Raw genomic sequence first — 21,706 nt, forward strand, 5'->3', positions numbered from 1 at the left:
CTAGTGGGCATTGCCAGGCGGATGTTTACGGCTATTGTTCGGGACGGCGCTTTTTCGCGGAAACCGGCTGGGGGTGGCCGTTCAGTTCGCCGGGAAGAACAGGCGCAGCCGGTCCACCCGGCCTTCGTGGTGCGACAGCAGCCACACGATCGACGGCGGGCAGTGTTCCGGGTCGTGCGGCGGGTTCCGCATTTCCATTTCCCACACCGTGAAATCGCGGCTGGTGACCGCCTGGACGAGGTGCTGCCGCACGCCGTAGGCCAGGTCCAGTTCCATGCCCGCAACGGCCATCGCGCGGCCGCCCCGGTAGCCCTGGCCGCTCGTCATGCGCATGCCGGGCGCCCAGCGGTCGGCGACGATGCCCGCGAACTCGCCGCGCTGGGCCGCCGTCAGCGTGTCGGTGGCCTCGAGCGCGCTGGCGGCGTTGCGTGCTGCCGCGTTGCCGTACGCCTCGTCCGCCGTGGCCAGCAGCGCCTCGGACAGCTTCGCGCGCGCCTGGCTCAGTCGGCTGCGGACCGTGCCCACCGGGACCTCGCACGCGGCGGCGATCTGCTCGTACGACGTGACTTCGCTGAAGTGGCGCAGCAACACGACCTGCCGCAGCGCGGGGGACAGGCGGTCGATCGCGTGCCAGATCCAGTCGCGGGACACGTGGTCGTCGAGGAGACGCTCGGGCGTCGCGAGGTCGGCCGGTGGCCGCGGGTCCGCCACCGGCACCAGCCGGCGGGCGGCACGCAGCCGGCGCCGGCATTCGTTGCGGACGATCGCCTGCAGCCACGGACCGGCCGCCGCCGGGTCGCGCAGGGTGCCGATGCGGCGCACCGCGCTCAGCGCCGCGTCCTGCAGCGCGTCCTCGGCGTCCGGTCCGTACCCCAGGATGCTCAGCGCCACCGCGCGCATGCCGGCCTCGTGCCGGGCGAGCAGCGTCCCGAGCGCGCTGACGTTCCCGGCCCGGGCGCTGCGCGCCAGCTCGATCTCGATGGGGCTCACCCGATCGATCTTCCCAGGCCACCACGGCTGTGACGCAGACCACGTCCGGCTGATCGAACTTTCCGCCGCCGCCCCCATCGTGCCGGTGTCCCAGCACAATGCGAACGGAGAAAATCCTGATGGACATCGGCACCCACACCGTCGAGCTCGACGGTGTCCGCCAGCGCTACCACGTCCACGGCCGCGGGCCGGTGTGCGTCGTCCTCCCCGGTGGTCCCGGGGTGGACTGGGCGTACCTGCGGATGCCGGCCCTCGAACCGCACCTGAGGATGGTCTACGTCGAGCCGATCGGCACCGGCGGCTCCGGGCGGCTGGCGTCGCACCCGCACGGCTACACCCGCGAACGCCACGCGCGCGCCCTGCTCGCGCTGCTCGACCACCTCGGCCTGGCCGAGGTCCACCTCCTCGGCCACTCGCACGGCGGGTTCGTCGCGCAGTACTTTGCGCTGCACCACCCGGACCGCGTCGCCGGGGTGGTGCTGTACGACAGCGCCCCGGTCACCGGGCCCGAGCACGGCGCCGAGGCCCAGCGCAACGTCGCGGAGTTCGCCCGCCGCAACGCCGATCAGCCCGGCCTGCCCGAAGTGCTGGCCGCCCTCCAGGCGACCGCGTCGATCGCGGACGACGACGGGATGAACGCCGCCCTGCGCGGCCTGTTGCCGGCGTACTTCGCCGACTACTGGGGCCGTGAGGCGGAGTTCGCGCCGCTGCGGGCGAGCGTGCGCGGCACCCACATCTCCGGGCTGGACGCCGACCGCGTGCCGGACACCGTCGACGACCGGGCCGCGCTCGGCTCGCTGGCCGTGCCGGCGCTGGTCGTCGTCGGGCAGTACGACGTGATCTGCGGGCCGCGCTGGGCGCGTGAACTGGCCGGCCTGATTCCGCGGTCCCGGCTCGTCGTGCTGGCGCGCAGCGGCCACTTCGGGCACCTCGAAGAGCCCGACCTGTTCGCGAAGGCCGTCGTGGACTTCGTCGCCGGCCGGTGACGGCGGGACCGCCGGCGTTCAGTCCTCTTCGCTGGTCGCCGACAGGTACGCCGCGAAGTCGTCGGTGAACCGCAGCAGGAGGTCGTAGAAGGTCCGGCGGTCCTCCGGCGACCAGCCGGCCAGCGCGTCGCCGAACCAGCCGAGCAGCGTGGTGAAGTACCGGTCGGCGAGCTCGGCGCCCTCGGGGGTCAGCTCGACCAGCCGGGCGCGCCGGTCGTCCGGGTCGGCCAGGCCGCGCACGAGCTGCCGCCGTTCGAGCACGTGCAGGTGCCGCGTGACGTGCGGCCCGGCGACCTGCATCCGTTCCGCGATCTCGCCGACGCGCAGCGCCTTGCCGGTCATGTGCAGCGAAACCAGGATCGACAGGCCGGGCCGGTCGAGGTCGGCCCCGATCCGCTTCATCGCCCGTTCGCCGAGGCCACTGCGGTTCATCAGGGTGCCCAGCTGCAGGATCCGGGGCAGCACGGAGCGTAGGTCGCCGGCTTCTGTGTCGCCCATCACACCTCTTAGATAGCTAACTTAGGTATATAGTTGACCGGGTCGGGGGCGGTCAAGGGCATTGTCGCACCCCCATTTTAGATACCTAACTTAGCTAAGGGAGTTGTCATGAGCGCCACGTCTTCGCGTTCGGTCCTGATCTCGGGAGTGAGCATCGCCGGCCCCGCGCTGGCCTTCTGGCTGCGGCAGGCCGGCTTCGCGGTCACCCTCGTGGAGAAGTCGCCGCAGCTGCGGGCCGGGGGATACCCGATCGACATCCGCGGCACGGCCCTGGACGCCGTCCGGCGGATGGGCATCCTGCCGCGCCTGCGTGACCTCCACATCTCCACGCGGCGGCTGACCTTCCTCGACGCCGACGGCGGCGAAGTGGCTTCGCTGGACCCGAACGTGGTCATCGGCGGCATCGACGGCGAAGACCTCGAAATCCGCCGCGGCGACCTGATCCACGCGCTGTACGACCTGGTGCGCGACGACGTCGAAGTCCGGTTCGGCGACACCGTCGAGACCCTCGCGCAGCACGACGACGGCGTCGACGTCACGTTCCGGAGCGGCCTTCGGGACCGCTATGACCTGGTGATCGGCGCCGACGGCCTGCATTCGAACACTCGTGGGCTGGTCTTCGGCGACGAGGCGCAGTTCCACCACTACATCGGCTACAGCTTCGCCGGGTTCACGATGCCCAACGACTTCGGGCTCGTCCGCGAGGGCGTCACGTGGACCACGCCCGGCAAGGGCGCGGCGCTGTACGCGGTGCTCGACAGCGAGGTGGTCCACGGTTTCCTGGTGTTCGCCCGGCAGGAGCCGCCGATCGAGGCGTTCCGGAACCCGGAGGCCCAGTGCGACCTGGTCGCCCGCACCTTCGACGGCGAGGGGTGGGAGATCCCGCGCATGGTCGCGGCGATGCGCGAAGCCGACGACCTGTTCTTCGACGTCGTCAGCCAGATCCACCTCCCGCGCTGGTCGGCGGGCCGGGTCGCACTGGTCGGCGACGCCGCCTACGCGCCGTCGTTCCTGACCGGCCAGGGCACCAGTCTCGCCCTGGTGGGCGCGTACGTTCTCGGCCAGGCCCTGGCGACCATCCCGGACCACGAGGCGGCCTTCGCCGCATACGAGACCCGGCTGCGGGACTTCGTCGAAGGCAACCAGGCGATGGTGAGCGAAGGCCAGGCGACGCTCTTCCCGGCCACGGCGGAGGCTCTCGAACAGCGCAACGCCGCGCTCCGGCAGCTTTCCGCGACGCCGCAGCGCACGCCGCGGCCCGAGCACTCGGCGATGACGCTGCCGGACTTCCCGGTGCGGGTGAGCTGACGCGGGTCAGGGGCGCAACGCGTCGGCGATCAGGTCGAGCATCCGGCCGGTCCGTTCGGCGTCCTGTTCGCCGGGGGTGGACAGGAACACGCCCAGCAGGAGCAACGTGACGTCCTCCGGGTCGGCTCCGGCGCGCAGCGTGCCGGCCTTCGCTCCGGCGTCGAGGATCGCCCCGATCGCGGCGGTGATGCGTTGCCGCGTCGCCGGGGTGGCGATGCGGCCTGACGCCACGCTCGCGCGCAGGACGTCCGCCATGCCGCGTTTGGTCGCGACGAAGGCCGCGTAGCGATCCATCCAGGCGCGGAGGGCCTTCTCGGGGGGCAGTTGCGCAAGCAGGGCCGGGGCGCCCGCCGTGACGTCGTCGAGTTCCGCCGCGTAGACGGCTTCGACCAGTGCCTCGCGGGTGGGGAAGTGCCGGTAGAGCGTGCCGATCCCGACGCCGGCCTCGCGGGCGACGGTCTCGAGCGCGACGGTGCCGTCGGCGGCGGCGAACGCGGCCCGCGCGACCTCGATGAGCTTGTCCCGGTTGCGGCGCGCGTCGGAGCGCACGGGCCGGCCGGGTTCGGGGGAAGGCAAAGCGGAGGCACCTCCGGTTGTGCTACGGTCGGCGTTGAACGGAGGGACCTCCGTTTCTCCATCATCGCACGAACCAGGGGATACCCATGCCTTCCACCCAACGCGGCGCGCTCGCCGGCCGCACTGTCTTCCGCGTCGGCTTCGGGGCGATGCAGCTCGAGCGCCTGCACGACGACCGCGCCGCGGCCGTCGCCCTGCTGCACCGCGCGGCCGAGCTCGGCGTCGACCACGTCGACACCGCCCAGTTCTACGGCAACGGCTTCGTCAACGGGGTCATCCGCGACGCCCTGGAAGCCGGCGACGACTTCCTGGTCGCCAGCAAGGTCGGCGCCGACCCCAACCCCGGCGGCCCGGTCCCGCTCCGCCTCGCGCAACGGCCCGAGGAGCTGCGCGCGAGCGTCGAGGACAACCTCCGGGCGCTCGGCCTCGACCGGATCCCGCTGGTCAACCTGCGCCGCGCCGACCGGCGGCCCGGCGTGGTCGCCGAGGGCGACCAGCTCGTCGACCTCGACGACCAGCTCGCGGTGATGACGGCGCTGCGCGACGAGGGCAAGATCGGCGCGATCGGGCTCAGCAGCGTCACCCTCGACATCCTGCGCCGGGCCCTGCCGGCCGGGATCGCCTGCGTGCAGAACGCCTACAGCCTCGTCAGCCGCGACGACGAGGACATGCTGGAGCTGTGCGTCGCGGAAGACATCGCCTGGGTGCCGTTCTTCCCGCTCGGCGGGGCGTTCCCCGACCTGCCGAAGGTGACCGAAGAACCCGCGGTGCAGGCCGCCGCGCGGGCCCTCGGCCGCACGCCGGAGCAGGTCGGGCTGGCCTGGCTGCTGCACCACGCCCCGAACGTCCACCTGATCCCGGGCACCGCGAGCGCGGCGCACCTCGAGGCCAACATCGCCGCCGCCGGGATCGTGTTCGACGACGAGACCCTGGCCGCGCTGGACGCCGTGCCCAGCCGGTCGATGGCCTCCGTCCTCAGCCGGTCGATGGACGAGGGCCGGGACTGACCGTCACACCGCCGGGATGCCGAGAACGGGGAAGTTGCGGGGGAGGACGCAGAGGGCGTTGGTGGCGAACAACTCGAGCGAGCTGCCCACGCACCAGACCCCCGGCACGGTTTCCGTCTGGGCCGACGCCGATCCCGTCGTGCCGAAGAGGATTCCGGTCGTCAACACCAAGGCACCGATCGTGGCAGTGATGCGTCGCATGGCGATTCTCCTGTCGTAGAGCCGGTTTCCGGTTTGCCGTGCCGGGGGACTGCCCCGGAACCGGTGCGGCGGAACGGATCCGCCGCACACGCCACCATCTCGGGTGACCCCCACTGGTGCCCCACCAGTCACGGGCCGGAGAACGGCGATCCGGTCAGTGCCCCGGCACCGGGACGAGCAGCCCGAAGACGCGCACCGCCACCCGGCCGGGCAACGGGGCGGCCTGGCTCGCGACCAGCGCTTCACCGGCGGCCCACGGTTCGCTGTCCACCAGCACTTCGCTGCTCTGCAGCCGTCCGTCGTGGTGGGCGGAGAAGAGGCGCAGTGCGTGCACCTGACGGGTGAGGGGCTCGGCGCGCAAGGCCGCCAGCAGCTGGTCCAGGAGTGCCCGGGTGCCGGGCACCTCCTCGTCGGTGAAGAGCGTGATCCAGGGGCCGAGCACCAGGTCGAACGGCCCGTCCGGGTGGTCGTACCGCTCCCGGGTGACCTGGCCGGCGGCGGCGCCGGGGCGCAGGAGGCCGTCGACGATCGGGTGCAGGGCGCCGCCCGCGAACAGGTTCAGGGCGCGGCCGAGCGCGTCGCGCCAGGTGGGCCCGTGTCCCGCGAAGCTCTCCACCAGCCGTGGCCCGGCCAGCGCGGGGTGCGTCACCGTGAAGTCGACCTGGGCCATGACCACGCCGGGGGGTGCGGGGTGCGGGAAGATCCGGGCGTCGGCGCCGGTCCGGTCCGCCACGCCGTGCTCGCGCAGGAGCTCCTGGAACGCCGCGCGCGGCGACGGCACGCCGCCGTCGCCCGGGCCGGCCGGTGGCAGGTCGCCGGTCAGCGTCGGCTCGCCGAGTTCGAGATCCGCGAGCTTCGACCCGGACTGCAGGGCGTTGTTGATGGCGTCGAACTCGCCGCTGCGCAGGGCGATCCGCTCGATCTCACCGCGGCCGGCCCGCTGCGCCCGGGCCAGCGCGGCGGCGAACACCGGCTCTTCCGCAAGGTGCACCCGCCCGCCCGGGGCGAGGAGCGTGCCGGTGAACGACACATCCGAGAGCAACCGGCGCGTGTAGGCCACCGGCAGGAACAGCAGCAGCCGCTCGGCCAGCCACGGTTCGACGCCCGCACCGGCCAGCCGTTGCCGCACCTGCTCGTCGGAGGGCGGCTCATCGCCGGCCCGGAACGCCGCGACACCGACCTCGACGGCCGCGTCGTGCTCTTGCGGTTCGATCACCGCGTCAGCCTATGCGCGAAGCCGCGCTCGACGAGATCGAAGGTTTCCTCCACTGCGGCCAGCGGGTTCTCCGCGTCCCGGGCCAGGGAACAGGCGTCCAGGGTGAAGCGGGCGAGCGCACGACGAGCGGTGGCGGAGGTGGGCGCCTCGGGGTCTGACGCGATGGCGGCGACGAGAGCCTCCTCTTGCCGCGCCTGCATCTGGGAGGCGTAGCCGCGCCCGACCGGCCTGATCACCGCTGCGACCTTGGCCCGCAAGGGGGTGAAGGTGCGCATCGTCGATGCTCAACCCGGGCCGCAGATCGGGAGCCGGGCAAGGGCCTCCAGCCGCGCACGCTCGAACTCCTGGACCTGCTCGACCCGCGCGCCGCGGCAGGGTCACCGCGTACCTGGCCCCCGTGACGGCAAGCTGAGCGGGACCCTCCAGATCACCCGGGATCAGACATCCGAGGTCGATGACTGCTCGGCCGCGAACTGCGCCAGTTCGGCCCGGTCCCGCACCGACGTCTTCATCAGCAGCGCCGCCACGTGCTTTTCCACCGTGCGCGGCGAAATGTGCAGGCGCGCCGCGAGCGCCTTGTTGCTGAGGCGGAACGCCAGCAGCTCGAAGACCTCGTACTCGCGCAGGGTCACGCCGATCGCGCGCAGGCTCTCCGGTACCCGTTCCGTTCCCGTGCGGCGCTGCTGCACCGACGCGCCGGCCCGGCGCAGCAGGGCGCGGCACGCGCTGGCCACCGGGATCACGTCCGCGCCGTGGAAGCGGGTTTCGGCTTCGCGGAGCCATTCCGCCGGTTCGCCCCAGCCGTGGTCGACCGCCGGTTCCGCCGCCAGGCGCAGGCCGAGCGGGCGGGCGATGCCGAACGGGGCGGCCGCCTGCGCCGCCCGGCGCATCGCCGCCGCGGCGGCTTCGTGCGCTTGTTCGCGGCCGTGCAGGACCGCCTCGGCCAGCAGGACGAACTGGCGGTTCCAGCGCATCCCGCCGGCCGCGCCGGTGGCGACGCGCCGGTGGTCGTCCCAGGTCGCGTCGCCGGCGATGGCGTCGAGCAGGAGCTTCAGGCCGTGCGTGCCGGCCAGGTGGAACGTGCTCTGCTGGCGGGCCTGGTCGGCCGCGAGCGTTTCCAGCTCGGCGCGGGCCGTCTCGCGGTCCTCCTCCAGCAACGAACAGAACACCTGCGCGAGGCCGCGGGCAAGCGGTGCCTCGGGGCCGGTGTCCCCGCCGTCGCGCCGGAATTCGGCCAGGGCGGCCTCCATCGCCCGCCGGTCGCCGCGGTGGCCGGCCAGCACCGCCTGTGCCATTTGGACGTACCGGGTGACCGCGAACAGCTTGATCCGCGACGCCTCCTCGTAGCACTCGCCGAGCCGTCGCCCGGCCTCGTCGAACCGGCCGCACAGCACGGAATGCAGGCCCAGCACCGCTTCCGCGTTGTACGCCAGGCTGATCCCGCCGGTGCGCAACGCCTCGGCGCGCGCGGTCTCCAAACCGGACGGGTCCGCCTCGGACAGCCACGCGTTGCCGCCCAGGCCGACCAGCGCGTAGTTGCGCCAGTTCGTCAGCCGGTGCTCGGCGGCGTTGTCGAGCATCCGCCGGAAGCACTCGTCCGACTCGGCCATGTCCCGTTCGCGCACGACGAACCCGACCGCGTAGAGCGCCTGGCAGGCCGTCGACGGCGAGCCGATCCGCTCGGCCCCGGCGACCGCGCGGCGGGCCAGTTCTTCGCTGCGGCGCACCCGGTCGGGAGCCGGGCCCGACATCGACAGGTACGCGTCCACCGCGTCGACCGCGACGGTCTCTTCGTCCAGTTCCCCTTCGGGGAGCAGGGCCCGGGCCGCGGCGACCTGCTCGAAACCCTCCGCCCACCGGCCGGCGACCTGCGCCGCCCACGCCAGCCGCACGTGGACGCGGATCTGGCGGGCCCGGTCCCGGCCGTCGGCCGGCCGCAGCGAGCCGGCCACCTTCACCGCGCGGTCGAACTGCCCCGCCTCGGCCAGCGCGAACAGCAGCAGCTCCAGCAGGTCCCGGTACCGCCCGGACTGTTCGCCGCCGCGGGCCGCGTCGTCGCCGAGCAGGTTCACCGCGTGTTCCAGCACGGCGATCGCCGATCCCGGTGCGCCCTCGGCCAGCGCGCGGCGGGCGGCCTCGCGGTAGAGGTCGGCGGCGGCCCAGCGATCACCGGCACCCAGCCGCAGCGACGCGGCGAGGCTGCACAGCTCGCCCGGCAGGTCGGGGTGCAGCTCCACCACGGCGTCGGCCGCCTTCGCCGACAGCGCCACGCGTTCGGCCGGGTTGAGCAGGGTCAGCAGGGCTTCGGCGGTGAGCGGGTGGCGGAAGGCGTACCAGTCTTCGCCGCGCTCGTCGGCGATCAGCAGCTGCGCGGCCACGGCGGACTGCAGATGCCCGAAAAGGCTGTGGTCGTCCAGTTCGCTCACCCGCTGCACCACCGAGAGCGGGAACCGGCGGCCGAGCACCGCGGCGATGGCGAGCAGCTGCTTGCCGCGTTCGCCGAGGCGGTCGGCGCGGCGGGTGATGATCGTGACGAGCGTCGAAGGCACCGCGCCGCGGCTGTGGCCGGTGAACCGCCAGCCCGCCGCGCCGTTCACCAGCTCGCCCGCGGCCACCATGCTGTGCAGCAGTTCCTCGACGACCAGCGGGTTGCCCGCGCTGTCGGCGAAGAGCCGTTCGGCCACTTCGGCCGACACCTGGCCGGGCTCGGCGCCGAGCGACGACGCCACCACTTCCCGCACCTCGGCCGGGCCGAGGCTGTCCAGCGGCAGGAGGAAACCCTCACCGCGCCGGGCGGCGGCGTGGGCCGCCTCCAGCGCGGGCGAGGGGTCGGCGCGCAACGTGGCCAGCAGGACCACGGGCTGCGTGCGGATGTTGGCGCCGAGGTACTCCACCACGGCGAGGGTTTCCACGTCGGCGTCCTGGAGGTCGTCGACGACGAAGAGGCAGCCGCGGCCCGCCCCGGCCAGCCCGGTGAGCCGCAGCGTCGCCTCGGCGAGCACGACCAGGGAGGAGTCGCCCGCGGTGTCCGCGCCGGCGGCCCAGTCCGGGATCAGCCTGCCCAGCACCGACCGGTACGGCCCGAGTTGTTCGACCAGCTCGTGGCCGCCGGTGCGGGCGAGGGACAGCAGGGCCTCGGTGAGGGCCCGGAACGGCACGGCGGGCCCGGTGGTGCTGCCGCGTCCCCGCAGCACCACCAGCCCCGCGTCGAGGGCGCGACCCACCGCCTCGGCGGCGAGCCGGGTTTTGCCGATGCCGGGTTCCCCGGTGACGAACACGGCCGATCCGGAGGAGCGGCGAGCGTCGTGCAACACCCGCTCGATCTCGTCGATCTCCGTTCCGCGGCCGACGAGAGCGGGGGCACGGGTGCGCATGCGCCAACCTTAGAGACCGGTGTCACGAAATCGGTGGTCTTCCGGTGGAGATTCCACTGTTCGGACCTCAAGATTTCGCATCTTGTCACGCTTCGTGCCGTGGCGAGCACGTCACGCGTGCGTGTGGTTGCTCACCACGGTGCTGATGTCCATCGTGACCACCGCGGCACTGGCGACACCGAGGGTCAAGCCGGCGAGAATCCCCGCCCGGACACCGACCTTCGTTCTGGGGGCGGATTCCGCGCCCGGCGTGGTGTCGCCGAGCGGGCTGTCCACCTCGGAGCCGGCGGTGGTCGGGTCGAATTCGCCGGCGTTGGTGTCGTTGCGCATCTTCACTCCCAGGATGAGGTGTTTCGAGGCAATTACTGGTGACGTCCCGACGGCTCCAGCAGCAGAACCGACGGAACCTGTTCGGCGAAACCGACCCGCAACAACCCGAAACCGATACCCCCGGTTCCGGTCAGCAGGCCGGGGCTCGCTACTCCGTGCGGAGTACCGCATTGGAGCCCGTGACCTTCCACCGCGCCCACGAGGCGCGAAGTCGCCCTCCGCAACGCGGAGACCGACGGTTCGTGTCCCTGCCCGGCCAGTACCACGAGGGTTTCCAGGGTGCCGAGCTCGCCGTGGCAGAGGGACTGGTCGGCGGACGGCGGCCGGGCGGCCACCGCGGCCGAGAAACTGTCCGCCGCCTGCGTGGCGGGGCCGGGCGGCGGCCCGGCCTGCCCGCGTGCGGCGGCCGCGGCGAGGACCCGGCCGGCCACGCCCGAGCACCAGCCCAGGTCGCCGGACACCGCGTCCACCGCGGTCCGGCCGCCCCGGCCGAGTGCCCAGTCGACACCCGCCGCGCCCCACAGGAAACCGGGGGCGGCGGGGCGCGGGGCACCGGCGAGGCGCCGGGAGAGCGTGGCGGCCAGCTCGGCCGCTTCGGGCAGCCCGCTTTCCGCGTGCACGGCGTGCATCGCGGCGAGCGCGCCCGCGGTGCCTTCGCCGACGCCGGCGGGCGCGGCCGCGTCGGCGGCGGCGGTCGCGGCGATCGCGGCGGGCAGGCAGGCGGCGAGGGCGCTGTCCCCGAGCAGCGACGCCAGGCGGGCGAGCGCGTAACAGATGCCGCCCAGGCCGAAGAAGCCGCCGGACCCGACTTCGCGCGCCAGCTCGGGGTGTTCGGCGAGGACCTCGACGAGCATCGGCAGCGTCCGCACGGCCTTGGCGGCCAGCTCCGAGTACCGGGCGGTGCCGGTCAGCCGGCCCAGCTGGGCCAGGAACAGCGCTGTGCCGCAGTAGCCCTCGGCGAGCCCGGCGCCCATCGGCAGCACCAGCCAGTGCCGGCCGTCCAGCAGTTCCAGGCCGACCCAGTTGGCCCGGCCGTCGTCGTGGGCGGCACGGGCGACGAGGTCGTCGCCGATCGCCGACGCCAGCGCCAGCAGGTGCTGGCTGTCGGGCACCACGGCGGCGACCGCGCCGGGCAGCGGCGCGCCCGCGCGGTGGCGGACCTCCGGGCGGCGGGTGGCGAGCGTGGCCTCCACGAACCACTCCTGCTCGCGCAGGTCCTCCGCGCACAGCTGCGCGATCTTCGCGCGGGCCTGGTCGAGGCCGCTGGCGGCGAGCAGGCCGGGCAGCACCTCGCCGGTGCCGGTGGTGACGTCGACCGACCCCGCGGCGGTGGTGAACACCGGCACGTCGCCGGCGCACAGCTCGGTGATCTCGTGGGACACGAGCGTGGGCAGGTGGGCCTTCCCGTGGTCCTCGGCGAGCGAGGCGAACGCCGCGGGGCGGGCGGCGCCCGCGGTCAGGTGTGCCGGGTGCGTCGCGGCGGTCAGCAGCGTCACGTACACCTGCGTCGGGCGCATGACCAGGCGGATCTCCTCGCCGGCGAACGCGTCCAGCACGCCGCCGAGCAGCTCGGCGCGGCGGTCCACCAGGGACTCGTAGGCGGCGCGGAACCCACTAAGCAGGCTCTGCCGGTACATCCCGGCGTCGACCTCGGCCCCGGCGAGCACCGGGCGGTTCGCGCCGCCGGCGTAGGGTAGCGGCCCGTGGGCCAGGCGCATGTCGTCGGTCCCGGCGCCGGCCCAGTGCGGCACCTCCACCGGGCTCGGCTCCCCGTTGCCGCCGCCGAACGCCGAGACGTCGAGAGCGCCGTGCTCGCCGAGCATCAGCGTGGGCAGCAGGGCGGTGCGGGCGACCGAGCGCCGCAGGGCGGCGGCCGCCGGGTCGGGCCCGTTGCGGGTCAGCGCCGTGAACGCGGGGTGGAACAGCGTCTCGACGTCCACCAGCATCGGCTGGTCGCCGGCGGCGATGAGGTTCTCGCAGTGCATGTCGGTGGCGTCGAGCGCGTAGAGCAGGGCCAGCAGCGCGCCCTGGCGGCGGTAGAACAGCTCGACACCGGCCTGGTCGGCGCACGGCCGTGCGGGCACGTACTCGGCCCAGCCGTAGCCGTCGCGGGCCAGCACGCCCAGCGGGCGCGGCGCCAGCCCCGGCCGCACCTGCGCGAACCAGCGCAGCAGGTCGCCCCAGCGGGCGAGCAGGCCGAGCGGCCGCGGCTTGTAGACGAGCCGCCGCCCGTCGGCGAAGCCGAGCACGGCCACCGCGCGGCCACCGGAGTGCACATCGCCCGCACCCAGCGTCAGCTCGCTCAGCTCGGCCGTGCTGCCCGCCAGCAGGCCGGCGCGCAGCTGCGCGTGGTCCGCGGCGAACCGCGTGAGCAGCTCGGCGACGGCGTCGGCGGTGCGCAGGCAGGTCTGGGCGAGCAGCCGGGCCAGCAGCGGGTGCCGGGTCAGCACGCCGGTGAGGTGATCGCGGCTGCCGAGCAGGCGCAGGAAGTCGACAAACCGATCCCGCCCGGTGGCGCCGCGCAGCAGGCCGGCCTTCTTCGCCGAGTGCAGCTCCAGCACGAAGGTCCGGGCGGCGAGGGCCGTGAGCTGCCCGCAGAGCCAGGTCTCGACACCCGGCCACACCGGCTCGGCGGCGGCCACCCGGCTCACCAGCAGGCTGCGGGTGGCGGCGAGGAACGGGAGCACGGCGTGGCGGAAGACGCGGTCCCCGTCGGCGCCGACGGGCGCGGGCCAGTCCCCTTCGGCGGGCAGGGCGGCCAGGACGTCGTCGGTGAGCAGCGCCCAGCCGGGCCGGTCGCCGCTCTCGCCCGCCTCACCGGGGAGGCGAGCGGCGGTCCACCAGGCCGATGCCTCGCGGGGGGCCTGCTCGGGACGTTCCACTGTCTGGCTCACGCCGATGAGACTCGCATCCTGGGAGATGCGCGTACATGGGTACTCGCTACCCAGATTGGGGGCCTCTGCTCCGAGTGGCGGACGAGAGTACCCACGCCGACCCGGGGTCAAACCCGTCGTGCGGACTTCCGCGGGCCGAAGTTCCAGCAGGTCACGGGACCGGACTCCGCGCCCGGTCACCGCGGGCCCGCAGCCGGCGGAATGGCCGGTGCCCGGGGGAATGCGGCCGATCGGGTACGCCCGGCCGGGTGAGGGGGCCCCGCAAGCCGCCGGTCATGGCCGGCCCGCCGGCACCGGCGCCTCGAGGTCGGCGAGGGTGCGCCACCGGACCGTGCGCACCGGCACAGTCGTGGCGAGCGCCGCGACGTGCCCGCCCGGCACGGCCAGCGAGCGCAGGTGCACCGGCTCGCGCGGCCAGCCCGGGACGTCCGATCGGGCCAGCGGCCCTCGCACGTCCACCCGCGCCGGGGCGGCGGCCAGGCCCAGGCCGGCCAGCTTCATCGCCGCCTCCTTCCGCGTCCACGCCGTCAGCAACCGGGCGGCGTGCTCCGCCGGGTCCGCCGCCGCGAACTCACGGTGCTCCTCGGCCGACAGGACCACCCCGGCCAGTCCGCCCGGGTCGGCCGCCGCAGCCGGGTCTTCGATGTCAGCGCCGATGACGCCCGTCTCTACCGCCGCGAGCAGCAGCCAGTGCCCGGTGTGGGACACCGAATACGCCGGGGCGCCCGCTGCCCGCGGCCGGCCGTGGGCGGGGTCGCCGCAGTGCCCGCACGACCGGTCGATCACCACCTCCGCCGGTGGGACACCGGCCGCACGAGCGGCCCAAAGCCGTTGCAGCGCACGGGAAGCCGTGAACACGTCCCTCGCCGCGGGCGCCAGCCGGGCGAGGCGGCCGCGTTCCTCCCCGGTCAGCAGCCCGAGCCACTCCGGCCGCGGGCGGACCGGCAGCAGCCAGCCGTCGACGCCGCCGGTCATGGTGCCTGCGGCAGCAGCAGGGCCGCCCGGGGCGCGGGTTCGCCGGTGTCCTCGCCCAGTTCGGCCAGCAGGTGCGCGACGGCCGCCGCGAGCTGGTCGTCCTCGCCCGGCAGCAGCCGGTCCGGGGCGGGCACCACCGCGAGGTCGGGCTCGACGCCGTGGTTCTCCAGCGAGCCGCCCGCGTCGCCGAACCGGTAGCGGAACTCGGGCTGCGTCGTGACCGTGCCGTCCACCAGCCGGTGCCGGGGCCAGGTCGCGATCACCCCGCCCCAGCTGCGCCGGCCGATCAGCGGGCCGAGCCCGAGCGCGCGGAAGACGTGGGCGAAGATCTCGCCGTCGGAGCCGGTGTGCTCGTTGAGCAGCGTCGCCATCGGGCCGCGCGGCGACTCCGTGGGATAGGGCGCCATCCCGCTCCACCGGCCGTGCTCGGTGCCGGTGCGGCGCCGGGCCAGCCTGTCGAGCAGCAGCGGCGAGACGTGGCCGCCGGTGTTGAACCGGACGTCCACGATCAGGCCGTCGCGATCGAGTTCGGTGAGGAACCCGCGGACGAAGTCGGCGTACCCGGCGCGCGTCATGTCGGGCACGTGCAGGTAGCCCAGCCGCTCGCCCGACACCGCCCGCACGTACGCGCGGTTGCCCTCGGCCCAGTCCAGGTACCGCGCCCGCGCCTCGCTCGCGCACGCCCGCACGACCACGCGGTGTTCGGCCGCGCCGCGCCGCACGGTCAGCTCCACCTCGCGGTCGGCCTGGCCGACCAGCAGCTCGCCGGGACCCGCCGGGCCGACCCGCCGTCCGTTGACCGCGATCACGGCGTCGCCCGCGCGGATGTCCGCACCCAGCCGCGCGCACGGCGAGCCGGCCTTCGGGTTCCACGGGTCCCCGTGCAGGATCCGCGCGATCCGCCAGTGCGAGCCGTCGGCCGGGGTGTCCCAGTCGACGCCGAGGAAACCCTGCGCCTCGTCCGGCCCGGCGCGGTACTCGCCGCCGCGCTCGAACGCGTGCGAGGTGCCGAGTTCGCCGTGCAGCTCCCAGATCAGGTCCGACAGCTCGGCGCGGCACGACACCAGCTCCGCGAGCGGCGCGTACCGGTCGTAGACGGCGTCCCAGTCGAGACCGGACATCCGCGCGTCCCAATAGCCTTCGCGCTGCAGCCGCCACGCCTCGCGGAACATCTGCCGCCACTCCGCGGACGGGTCGAACGGCACCTTGACGCGCCCGAGGTCGACCCAGCCGGTGGCCGGGCCCGGTTCCTCGCCGTCGGGCGGGTCGGCGGCGGCGTCGGCCCGCAGCACCCGCAACCGGCTGTCGGTGCGGTGCAGCACGACGTCGCCCCGCACGTCCAGTTCGTCGACCGCGCCGAGGCAGTCCGCGGTGACCCGGCCGGAGGCCAGGTCCACCAGGGACACCGTGCCCTCGGCGCCGGAACCCGGGTGCGCCGGATCGGGCGCGGCGAGCGGCACCGACAGCAGCAGTACCCGGCCGGGCAGCGCCGCGATGTCGCTGTAGCGGCCTTCGGGCACCGGGAACGCCGCCACCCGCCGGGAAATCCCGTCGAGGTCGATCTCCACCCGGCCGTCGCCGCGGGTGGCGGGCAGCGCCTGCCCGGGCACGGCGACCCGCGCCTCGAACGGCGACGGGTCGCCCGCCCGCAGCGTGACCAGGTACGGCCGCGAGCCGAAGGGGAACCCGACGTCGAACTGCACCTGGTCCAGCTCGGGCGTGAGATCGCGCTGGCCGAGGAAGTACAGGTACCGGCCGGACGGGTCGAACGCCGGGCGCGCGTCCCGCACCACCGGCTCGGTGATCCGGTGGGTCCGCCCGGACGCGGTGTCGGCGACCTTGATCGACGACGTCCGCGGCGACTCCGGGAACGTGTAGGCCAGCCAGCGGCCGTCCGGCGACCACGCGAGGTCCTCGATGCGCTCGTGCCGGCTCGCGTCGAGCAGCCGCGGCCGGGGAAGGACGTCGGCGGTGTCCACCACCCACACGCGCTGGCGGCTGGTCGCGAAGGCGACGAGCCCGGACGCGGGGGAGGCGGTCAGCTCCGTGATGTGGCCGACGCCGCCGGCGACGAGCACCGGGGCGTCCTCGCCGCCCTCGGCGTCCATCAGCACGATCCGCTCGTCCGGGCTCTCGTCGGCGGCCACGGCGACGAGCTGCCGGCCGCCGGCCAGCCAGCGCAGCAGCCGGTAGCGCACGCCGTCGGCGCTGCCGTGCCCGCGGACCGGGCCGGACCAGTGCGCGAAGGTGAACGCCTTGCCGCGGGCGGTCACCGCGAGCCGGGTGCCGTCGGGGGACAGGCGCGCGCCGTCGAGGTACTCGCCCGCGGGGGCGAACCGGCGGCCGCGCTGCGGGGCCGCACCGCCCAGGTCGACCTCCACCGGCCGCGCGCCGAGCTCGTCGAGCAGGTGCAGCCGCGCGCCCGCGGTGTAGACCAGCCGGGTGCCGTCGGTGGTGAGCCCGCGCGCGTAGTGGTCGTGGTGGTCGGTGTGGCGGCGCAGGTCGGTGCCGTCGGGCCGGCACGAGTAGACGTTGCCGATGCCCTCGTGGTCGCTGATGAAGTGCACCCGGCCACCGGCCCAGCAGGGGTCGGCGACGTTGCCGGGCAGCGCGACGAGCCGCGTGAACGGCCCGCCCTCGTTCTCGCCGAACCACAGCTCGCCGGTACCGCCGCCCCGGTAGCGCTTCCACCGCGCGGGATCCGCGGTGTTGCGGCCGACGACCACCCCGCCGTCCCCGAAGGCGATCGTGTCGGCCGGGCCGAGCCGCAGCGGCCGCGCGGGACCGCCGGCCGGTGGCACCGAGAACAGGCGCGCGCCGAAACCGGACGGCTGTTCGGCGTCGGTCGCGTACAGCACCTCGCCGGTGTGCGGGTGCCAGCCGACGGTGAGGCAGCGGCCCGCCTGGTGCGTCAGCCGGCGGGGACGGCCGCCCTCGGCCGGCATGACGTACACCTCGGCCGGGCCGTCGTCGGTGCCGACGAACGCGATTTCCGTGCCGTCCGGGGAAATCCGCGGCCGCCGGGCCTCGCCGGCGCCCGCGGTCAGGCGGTGGGCCCGCCCGCCCTCGGCGGGCACCGACCACAGGTCGTCCTCGCAGGCGAAGTAGATGGTGGCGCCGGAGATCGCGGGCGTCCGCAGGTACCCGGCCCGCCCGGTCACGACCGGGCCTCGATGCGCTCGCGGATCCGCTCGGCCAGCTCGCGGCGGCGGTCCTCGGCGGAGGCCTGGTGCGCCCGGATGTCCTCGTCGGACAGTGTCCAGTAGCACGCCGTCCGCCATTCGCCGACGGTGTAGGAGTCCCGTTCGCACCGGACCTGGTGCTGGGCTTCGAGGGCCTCGGCGGAGAGGAACATGGTGTTGTGCGTGTAGACCTGGTTGACGATCACGCGCATGTTGAGCTCGTCACGCAGGTACTTGTGCACGGCGTAGACGGCGAACGCGCCGAGCCCGCGGTCGCGCGGCAGCACGCCGAAGGACAGCTCGCAGCACTGCGCGCGCCAGTCGATCGAGGTGATCCACGCGAACCCCACCACGCGGTCGTGCGGGCCGCACACGGTGAAGATCCGCTTGGTGCGGTGCTCCTCGGTGATGGTGCGGAGCTGGCGCGCCTGCAGGCCGTCGTCGTCCGAGCCGACGGCGAAGTCGGTGAGGTTCGCGGCGAACCGCGCCTCGCGCAGCAGTTCCGTGCGCAGCGGGACGTCCTCCTCGGTGAAGTGCCGGACGGTCACGATCGGCATGGCTCCTCCTTCACCAGGACCAGCACGTCGTGGAAGGCGTGGCCGGCGTAGCGGTGGGCGGGCAGCACGCCGGTGCGGGCGAACCCGGCCCCGAGGAAGGCGGCGGCGCCTTCTCCGGGGACCAGCGCGACGAACGACGTCCGCCGCTGGTAGGTGGTGAGGTGCCCGAGCAGCGCGCGCACCGGCTCGGGGCCGGCCGACGTGCTCGACACGTACGCCTGCCGCGGCTGCGCCCGGTTCGGCACGCAGCCGACGAGCGCACCGCCCGCGGCGTACACCTGGGCTTCGCGGCGGACGAGCTCGCGCACCAGCAGGGCGTCGTTCTGGGTCACCGGGTCGGTGCCGAGGAACCCGCGCGCGGCCTCGCCCGCGCGGCGCAGTCCCCGCGCGGCCTCGGCGGGCGAAAGCGGTCTCAGCTCAGTCATGGCGGATCGTCCCCCAGATCTCCCGTGCGGCGGGTGCGCCGTCGAACCAGGTGGCGGCCGGGACGACCGCTTCGCGCCGGAACCCGGCCGCGGTCAGCGCGCCGGTGCCGGGCCGGGTGGCCGGGGTGACCCAGCCGTGCAGGCGGCGCAGGTTCAGGGCGGTGAAGCCGTGCTCGACCGCCTCCGCGACGATCGTGTCCACATCGGACAGTCGACTGTGGACGCCGATTTCGAGGCGGGCGCGCCGGTGCACCCAGTCGATTTCGGTGTAGCGGACGAAGGCGCCGTCGGTGACGCACAGCTCTTCGTCGTGGCCGGCGGGCGGGGGCACCTCGGCCGGGTCGGCGAGGGCGGGCCAGTCCGTCATCGGCAGGCCCAGCAGCTCGCCGGCGAGCCAGGGCCCGGTGAGCAGGTCGCGGTCGGTGCCGCGGTATCCGCGCAGGTTCATGACTCCGCCCAGACCTGGGAGAAGAAGACCGTGCCGCGGCGACGGCCTTCGTGGGTGGTCACGCCGGCGAGCGTGCCCTCTTCGGTGAGGCCGGCGGACCGCGCGAAGGCGAGGCCGGCCGGGTCGAACTCGGGGAACCGGACCGACAGCCGCACGACCTCGTGCCGCCACCGCAGGGCCCGCACGATCTCGCGGTAGGCGTCCCGCCACCAGTGCGGCGGGGCCCCGGACCGCAGGCGCAGGTGCAGGACGTAGTGGCAGCCGTGCTCGCTGCCCTCGTGTTCGACGGCGTACAGGCCGGCGGGCTCGCCGTCGGCGAGGAGAACGCGCGTGTCGTCGCCGAGGAGCGCGAGGACCTCCCACTCCGGCCGCGTGTCCGGCCGGTCGGTGCGGAAGAAGAAGCCGGGGTCGGCGAACAGGGCGAGCACGGCGAACCGGTCGGAGTCCGCATAGGCGCGCGCCGACCACCGCGGCAGCGCGAGCGCCACCGGTGCGGCGGTCGGTGCGGCGGGCGCGATCGAGGTCATGGCCCCTCCCGGGCTGGTGGGCGTGCGGTATCGGTCACTTTCACGTGAAAGTGCCGCCCCGCCGGCGCTGCGGAGGGCACTTTCACGTGAAAGTGCCCTCTCGTGGTGGGCGGCGTGCCGCGGGAACGGCACCGGCCGGCGTGTGCCGGCGGCGGTGCCGCGCCCGCGGTGGCCGCGAGGCCGGCACTTTCACGTGAAAGTGCCGGGTCCGGCGGGACGGCGGCGCGATCCGGTGCGGTGCGCCGCCATCCCGCCGCGCCGTCACGCCTCCTTGGAAGCGACCTTCGAGGCTTCCTTGGACGCCTCCTTGGAGGCCTCCTTGCTGGCGACCTTCGAGGCGACCTTCGACGCGACCTTGCTGGCGACCTTCGAAGCTTCCTTCGACATGGGTGCTCCTCATTTTCGTTTGTTGGGATTTCCCCCGCAGATCCGGTCCGCATTTCGCACGTTCCGGCGGGGCCACACCAGATTCACCGACGAGTGCGTTGCGGGTCAAGGGAAACTGCGCGCCGTCCGGTGTCATGTTCGTGCCACGGAGAACGTGCCACCGCCAGGGGCTAACCATTTCCGCCGCGGCCGCCCACCATCGGCGTACCACGATTCACCGTTGGAGGACCCCGTGGCGAAAAGCGCGAACCTCTGCTGGGGACAGCACCACCACCTGCTGCGGTACCTGCGGGTGCCGGCGCGGTCGCGGCACGAGGCACACATCGGCACCAGCTACCCGCTGCCTGCCGGCTGCACGGTCGCGGCCGTCCGCACCGCCCTCACCCACCTGGTGCGCCGCCACGAAGTCCTGCGGACGGTCTACGACCTGACCGGCACCGCGGCCGACGGCCGTGCCTGGCCGCGCCAGCTCGTGCAGCCGCCGGCACCGCAGCCGGTCACCGAGGCGACCACCGAGGACGCCGTGGACGTCATCGCGCGCCTCACCCGTACCCCGTTCGACCTGGCCCGCGAGTGGCCGCTACGAGCCTGCGTGGTCACCACCGGCGGCCGCCTGGTCCGGCTGCACCTGGTCTTCAATCACCTCGCCTTCGACGACGTCGCCCTCGACCGCCTGGCCGCCGAGCTCGACGAGCTGCTCGCCGCGCGCACCGAGGGCCGCCCTGCGGTGCTGGATCCGGTGGAACACCAGCCGGTGGACCTCGCCCGCTTCGAGGAGAGCCGCACCGAGGCTGACCTCGAACCCGCGCTGGGGTACTGGCGCGACATCGTGAAGAAGCTCCCCGCGGACGTCTTTTCCGCGCGCCGCAAGGCCTCCGAGGCCGCGCACAGCGCCTCCTTCACCGTCCCGTCGCTGCTGCCGGCCGCCCGGGCGATCGCGGCCCGCGAGCACGTGTGGCCCTCGGCCGTGCACCTGGCCGCCTATGCCGTCACGCTCGCCGCCTACACCGGGGAAACCCGGCTCGCGCACCGGATGTACACCAGCCAGCGCGACGCCAGCGGCTTCGGCGGCGCCGTCACGTGCCTGTCCTACCCGACCCCGGTGCTCGCCGACCTCGACGGCGATCCGCTGTTTTCGGCCGTGGTCAAGGCGTCCGCCACCCGCGTGAGCCAGGCGATGGCGAATGCGCACGTGCCCTACGACCGCGTGTACGAGCTGATGGCCGAAAAGGGTGTGCGCGTGGTCGCGGAGCTGAACTTCCTCGACAACGCGCCGCGGTCGTGCCGGGCGAAGCGGGACCGGTACGCGGTCAACGCGGCCCCCGCCGACTGGGCGCTCGCGGGCTCCGACAGCTACCTGCGCGTCTACGAATGGGCCGACGGCATCACCCTGGCCCTGCAGGCGCTGGACGCGGTGATGGACGCCGCCGCCGTCGAACGGTTCCTGCGCGGCTACGCCCGGCTCGTCGAGGCGCACCGCGACCCCGGCACCGACCTGCGCGTCAGCGAGGCCGCCGCACTCATCGGCTTCGCCCCGGCGCCGCCGCGGACCGGCTCCGGCGCCGTGGACCAGGCCCGGACGGGAACCGCGCCCGCCGAGCACGTGCTCACCGACGTCGTCGCGGAGGTCAACGGCCTCGGCGAGGTCGACCCGGCCGCCAGCTACACCGGCGCGGGCGGGCGCGTGTTGCGCCTGCCCCGCGTGGTGGAAGCCCTGCACGAACGCGGCTGGTCGGCCGGGCTCGTCCCGTTCACCACCGCCCGCCCCCTGTCCGCCCTCGCGCACGAGCTCGTGCCGGCCGGCGGCTGAGCCGGAGATGGAGGA

20 protein-coding genes are annotated in these 21,706 nt (G+C 74.2%); 4 read left to right on the top strand and 16 right to left on the bottom strand.

Translation table 11 applies throughout. The annotated features are described in order from the left end of the window. Positions 1-81: 81 nt before the first annotated feature. Entirely contained in the window at positions 82-990 is a 909-nt protein-coding gene (locus AB0M93_RS03155) for a sigma-70 family RNA polymerase sigma factor (RefSeq protein WP_364267814.1), read from the bottom strand. Positions 991-1,109: 119 nt separating this feature from the next. Here AB0M93_RS03155 and AB0M93_RS03160 point away from each other — a divergent pair, with 119 nt between their 5' ends. Beyond that, complete coding sequence (locus AB0M93_RS03160; protein ID WP_364267816.1) at positions 1,110-1,976, top strand: alpha/beta hydrolase; 867 nt, start codon at positions 1,110-1,112, stop codon at positions 1,974-1,976. A gap of 18 nt (positions 1,977-1,994) precedes the next feature. Here the strand turns inward: AB0M93_RS03160 and AB0M93_RS03165 are convergent, their stop codons facing one another. Next, entirely contained in the window at positions 1,995-2,474 is a 480-nt protein-coding gene (locus AB0M93_RS03165; RefSeq protein WP_364267818.1) for a MarR family transcriptional regulator, read from the bottom strand. A gap of 108 nt (positions 2,475-2,582) precedes the next feature. Here AB0M93_RS03165 and AB0M93_RS03170 point away from each other — a divergent pair, with 108 nt between their 5' ends. Continuing rightward, on the top strand, positions 2,583-3,782 hold the full coding sequence (locus AB0M93_RS03170) for an FAD-dependent monooxygenase (RefSeq protein WP_364267820.1): 1,200 nt from the start codon (positions 2,583-2,585) through the stop codon (positions 3,780-3,782). A 6-nt stretch (positions 3,783-3,788) separates the two neighbouring features. Here the strand turns inward: AB0M93_RS03170 and AB0M93_RS03175 are convergent, their stop codons facing one another. Further along, positions 3,789-4,358, bottom strand: coding sequence for a TetR/AcrR family transcriptional regulator (locus AB0M93_RS03175; RefSeq protein ID WP_364267822.1), 570 nt, complete (start codon positions 4,356-4,358; stop codon positions 3,789-3,791). Positions 4,359-4,444: 86 nt separating this feature from the next. Between AB0M93_RS03175 and AB0M93_RS03180 the strand changes: the two genes are divergently transcribed. Then, positions 4,445-5,365: an aldo/keto reductase gene (locus AB0M93_RS03180; protein WP_364267824.1), complete on the top strand. Its 921-nt coding sequence runs from the start codon at positions 4,445-4,447 to the stop codon at positions 5,363-5,365. A gap of 3 nt (positions 5,366-5,368) precedes the next feature. Here AB0M93_RS03180 and AB0M93_RS03185 read toward each other — a convergent pair whose 3' ends face one another. From AB0M93_RS03185 to AB0M93_RS03245, 13 genes are all read right to left on the bottom strand, one after another. After that, positions 5,369-5,566, bottom strand: a complete 198-nt coding sequence (locus tag AB0M93_RS03185; protein ID WP_364267826.1) for a hypothetical protein — start codon at positions 5,564-5,566, stop codon at positions 5,369-5,371. Positions 5,567-5,720: 154 nt separating this feature from the next. Beyond that, positions 5,721-6,782 (bottom strand): DUF6348 family protein, encoded by a 1,062-nt coding sequence (locus AB0M93_RS03190; RefSeq protein WP_364267828.1) that lies wholly within the window; start codon positions 6,780-6,782, stop codon positions 5,721-5,723. Further along, complete coding sequence (locus tag AB0M93_RS03195) at positions 6,779-7,057, bottom strand: hypothetical protein (RefSeq protein ID WP_364267830.1); 279 nt, start codon at positions 7,055-7,057, stop codon at positions 6,779-6,781. Before AB0M93_RS03195 ends, AB0M93_RS03190 begins: the two co-directional genes overlap by 4 nt. 162 nt (positions 7,058-7,219) lie before the next feature. Continuing rightward, positions 7,220-10,156 carry an AAA family ATPase gene (locus AB0M93_RS03200; protein WP_364267832.1) on the bottom strand — a complete coding sequence of 979 codons (2,937 nt, stop codon included), beginning with the start codon at positions 10,154-10,156 and terminating at the stop codon, positions 7,220-7,222. A gap of 111 nt (positions 10,157-10,267) precedes the next feature. Further along, positions 10,268-10,486: a hypothetical protein gene (locus AB0M93_RS03205; protein ID WP_364267834.1), complete on the bottom strand. Its 219-nt coding sequence runs from the start codon at positions 10,484-10,486 to the stop codon at positions 10,268-10,270. A gap of 32 nt (positions 10,487-10,518) precedes the next feature. Beyond that, positions 10,519-13,380 (bottom strand): type 2 lanthipeptide synthetase LanM family protein, encoded by a 2,862-nt coding sequence (locus AB0M93_RS03210; RefSeq protein WP_364267836.1) that lies wholly within the window; start codon positions 13,378-13,380, stop codon positions 10,519-10,521. A gap of 273 nt (positions 13,381-13,653) precedes the next feature. Next, complete coding sequence (locus AB0M93_RS03215) at positions 13,654-14,355, bottom strand: 4'-phosphopantetheinyl transferase superfamily protein (protein ID WP_364267838.1); 702 nt, start codon at positions 14,353-14,355, stop codon at positions 13,654-13,656. Beyond that, positions 14,352-17,516 carry a S41 family peptidase gene (locus AB0M93_RS03220; protein WP_364267840.1) on the bottom strand — a complete coding sequence of 1,055 codons (3,165 nt, stop codon included), beginning with the start codon at positions 17,514-17,516 and terminating at the stop codon, positions 14,352-14,354. Before AB0M93_RS03220 ends, AB0M93_RS03215 begins: the two co-directional genes overlap by 4 nt. Next, complete coding sequence (locus AB0M93_RS03225; RefSeq protein ID WP_364267842.1) at positions 17,513-18,094, bottom strand: GNAT family N-acetyltransferase; 582 nt, start codon at positions 18,092-18,094, stop codon at positions 17,513-17,515. Before AB0M93_RS03225 ends, AB0M93_RS03220 begins: the two co-directional genes overlap by 4 nt. Next, positions 18,082-18,519 carry a hypothetical protein gene (locus AB0M93_RS03230; protein ID WP_364267844.1) on the bottom strand — a complete coding sequence of 146 codons (438 nt, stop codon included), beginning with the start codon at positions 18,517-18,519 and terminating at the stop codon, positions 18,082-18,084. Before AB0M93_RS03230 ends, AB0M93_RS03225 begins: the two co-directional genes overlap by 13 nt. Then, positions 18,512-18,967, bottom strand: coding sequence for a hypothetical protein (locus AB0M93_RS03235; protein WP_364267846.1), 456 nt, complete (start codon positions 18,965-18,967; stop codon positions 18,512-18,514). The genes AB0M93_RS03230 and AB0M93_RS03235 overlap by 8 nt, the downstream gene beginning before the upstream one ends. Beyond that, entirely contained in the window at positions 18,964-19,494 is a 531-nt protein-coding gene (locus tag AB0M93_RS03240) for a hypothetical protein (RefSeq protein WP_364267848.1), read from the bottom strand. The genes AB0M93_RS03235 and AB0M93_RS03240 overlap by 4 nt, the downstream gene beginning before the upstream one ends. A 261-nt stretch (positions 19,495-19,755) precedes the next feature. Continuing rightward, positions 19,756-19,881: a hypothetical protein gene (locus AB0M93_RS03245; protein ID WP_310969766.1), complete on the bottom strand. Its 126-nt coding sequence runs from the start codon at positions 19,879-19,881 to the stop codon at positions 19,756-19,758. Positions 19,882-20,113: 232 nt separating this feature from the next. On the opposite strand from AB0M93_RS03245, the gene AB0M93_RS03250 reads away from it, so the two are divergent. Continuing rightward, complete coding sequence (locus AB0M93_RS03250; protein WP_364267850.1) at positions 20,114-21,691, top strand: condensation domain-containing protein; 1,578 nt, start codon at positions 20,114-20,116, stop codon at positions 21,689-21,691. The last annotated feature ends 15 nt before the right edge of the window (positions 21,692-21,706 follow it).

This window comes from Amycolatopsis sp. NPDC051102 (assembly GCF_040682815.1).
In the GTDB taxonomy this organism is placed as follows: domain Bacteria; phylum Actinomycetota; class Actinomycetes; order Mycobacteriales; family Pseudonocardiaceae; genus Amycolatopsis.

What these genes read in the sequence shown, in the direction of transcription:
- AB0M93_RS03160 (WP_364267816.1), top strand. Translation starts at nt 1,110, where the DNA reads ATGGACATCGGCACCCACACCGTCGAGCTCGACGGTGTCCGCCAGCGC.
- AB0M93_RS03165 (WP_364267818.1), bottom strand. Translation starts at nt 2,474, where the DNA reads ATGGGCGACACAGAAGCCGGCGACCTACGCTCCGTGCTGCCCCGGATC.
- AB0M93_RS03170 (WP_364267820.1), top strand. Translation starts at nt 2,583, where the DNA reads ATGAGCGCCACGTCTTCGCGTTCGGTCCTGATCTCGGGAGTGAGCATC.
- AB0M93_RS03180 (WP_364267824.1), top strand. Translation starts at nt 4,445, where the DNA reads ATGCCTTCCACCCAACGCGGCGCGCTCGCCGGCCGCACTGTCTTCCGC.
- AB0M93_RS03185 (WP_364267826.1), bottom strand. Translation starts at nt 5,566, where the DNA reads ATGCGACGCATCACTGCCACGATCGGTGCCTTGGTGTTGACGACCGGA.
- AB0M93_RS03195 (WP_364267830.1), bottom strand. Translation starts at nt 7,057, where the DNA reads ATGCGCACCTTCACCCCCTTGCGGGCCAAGGTCGCAGCGGTGATCAGG.
- AB0M93_RS03200 (WP_364267832.1), bottom strand. Translation starts at nt 10,156, where the DNA reads ATGCGCACCCGTGCCCCCGCTCTCGTCGGCCGCGGAACGGAGATCGAC.
- AB0M93_RS03205 (WP_364267834.1), bottom strand. Translation starts at nt 10,486, where the DNA reads ATGCGCAACGACACCAACGCCGGCGAATTCGACCCGACCACCGCCGGC.
- AB0M93_RS03215 (WP_364267838.1), bottom strand. Translation starts at nt 14,355, where the DNA reads ATGACCGGCGGCGTCGACGGCTGGCTGCTGCCGGTCCGCCCGCGGCCG.
- AB0M93_RS03225 (WP_364267842.1), bottom strand. Translation starts at nt 18,094, where the DNA reads ATGCCGATCGTGACCGTCCGGCACTTCACCGAGGAGGACGTCCCGCTG.
- AB0M93_RS03230 (WP_364267844.1), bottom strand. Translation starts at nt 18,519, where the DNA reads ATGACTGAGCTGAGACCGCTTTCGCCCGCCGAGGCCGCGCGGGGACTG.
- AB0M93_RS03235 (WP_364267846.1), bottom strand. Translation starts at nt 18,967, where the DNA reads ATGAACCTGCGCGGATACCGCGGCACCGACCGCGACCTGCTCACCGGG.
- AB0M93_RS03240 (WP_364267848.1), bottom strand. Translation starts at nt 19,494, where the DNA reads ATGACCTCGATCGCGCCCGCCGCACCGACCGCCGCACCGGTGGCGCTC.
- AB0M93_RS03245 (WP_310969766.1), bottom strand. Translation starts at nt 19,881, where the DNA reads ATGTCGAAGGAAGCTTCGAAGGTCGCCAGCAAGGTCGCGTCGAAGGTC.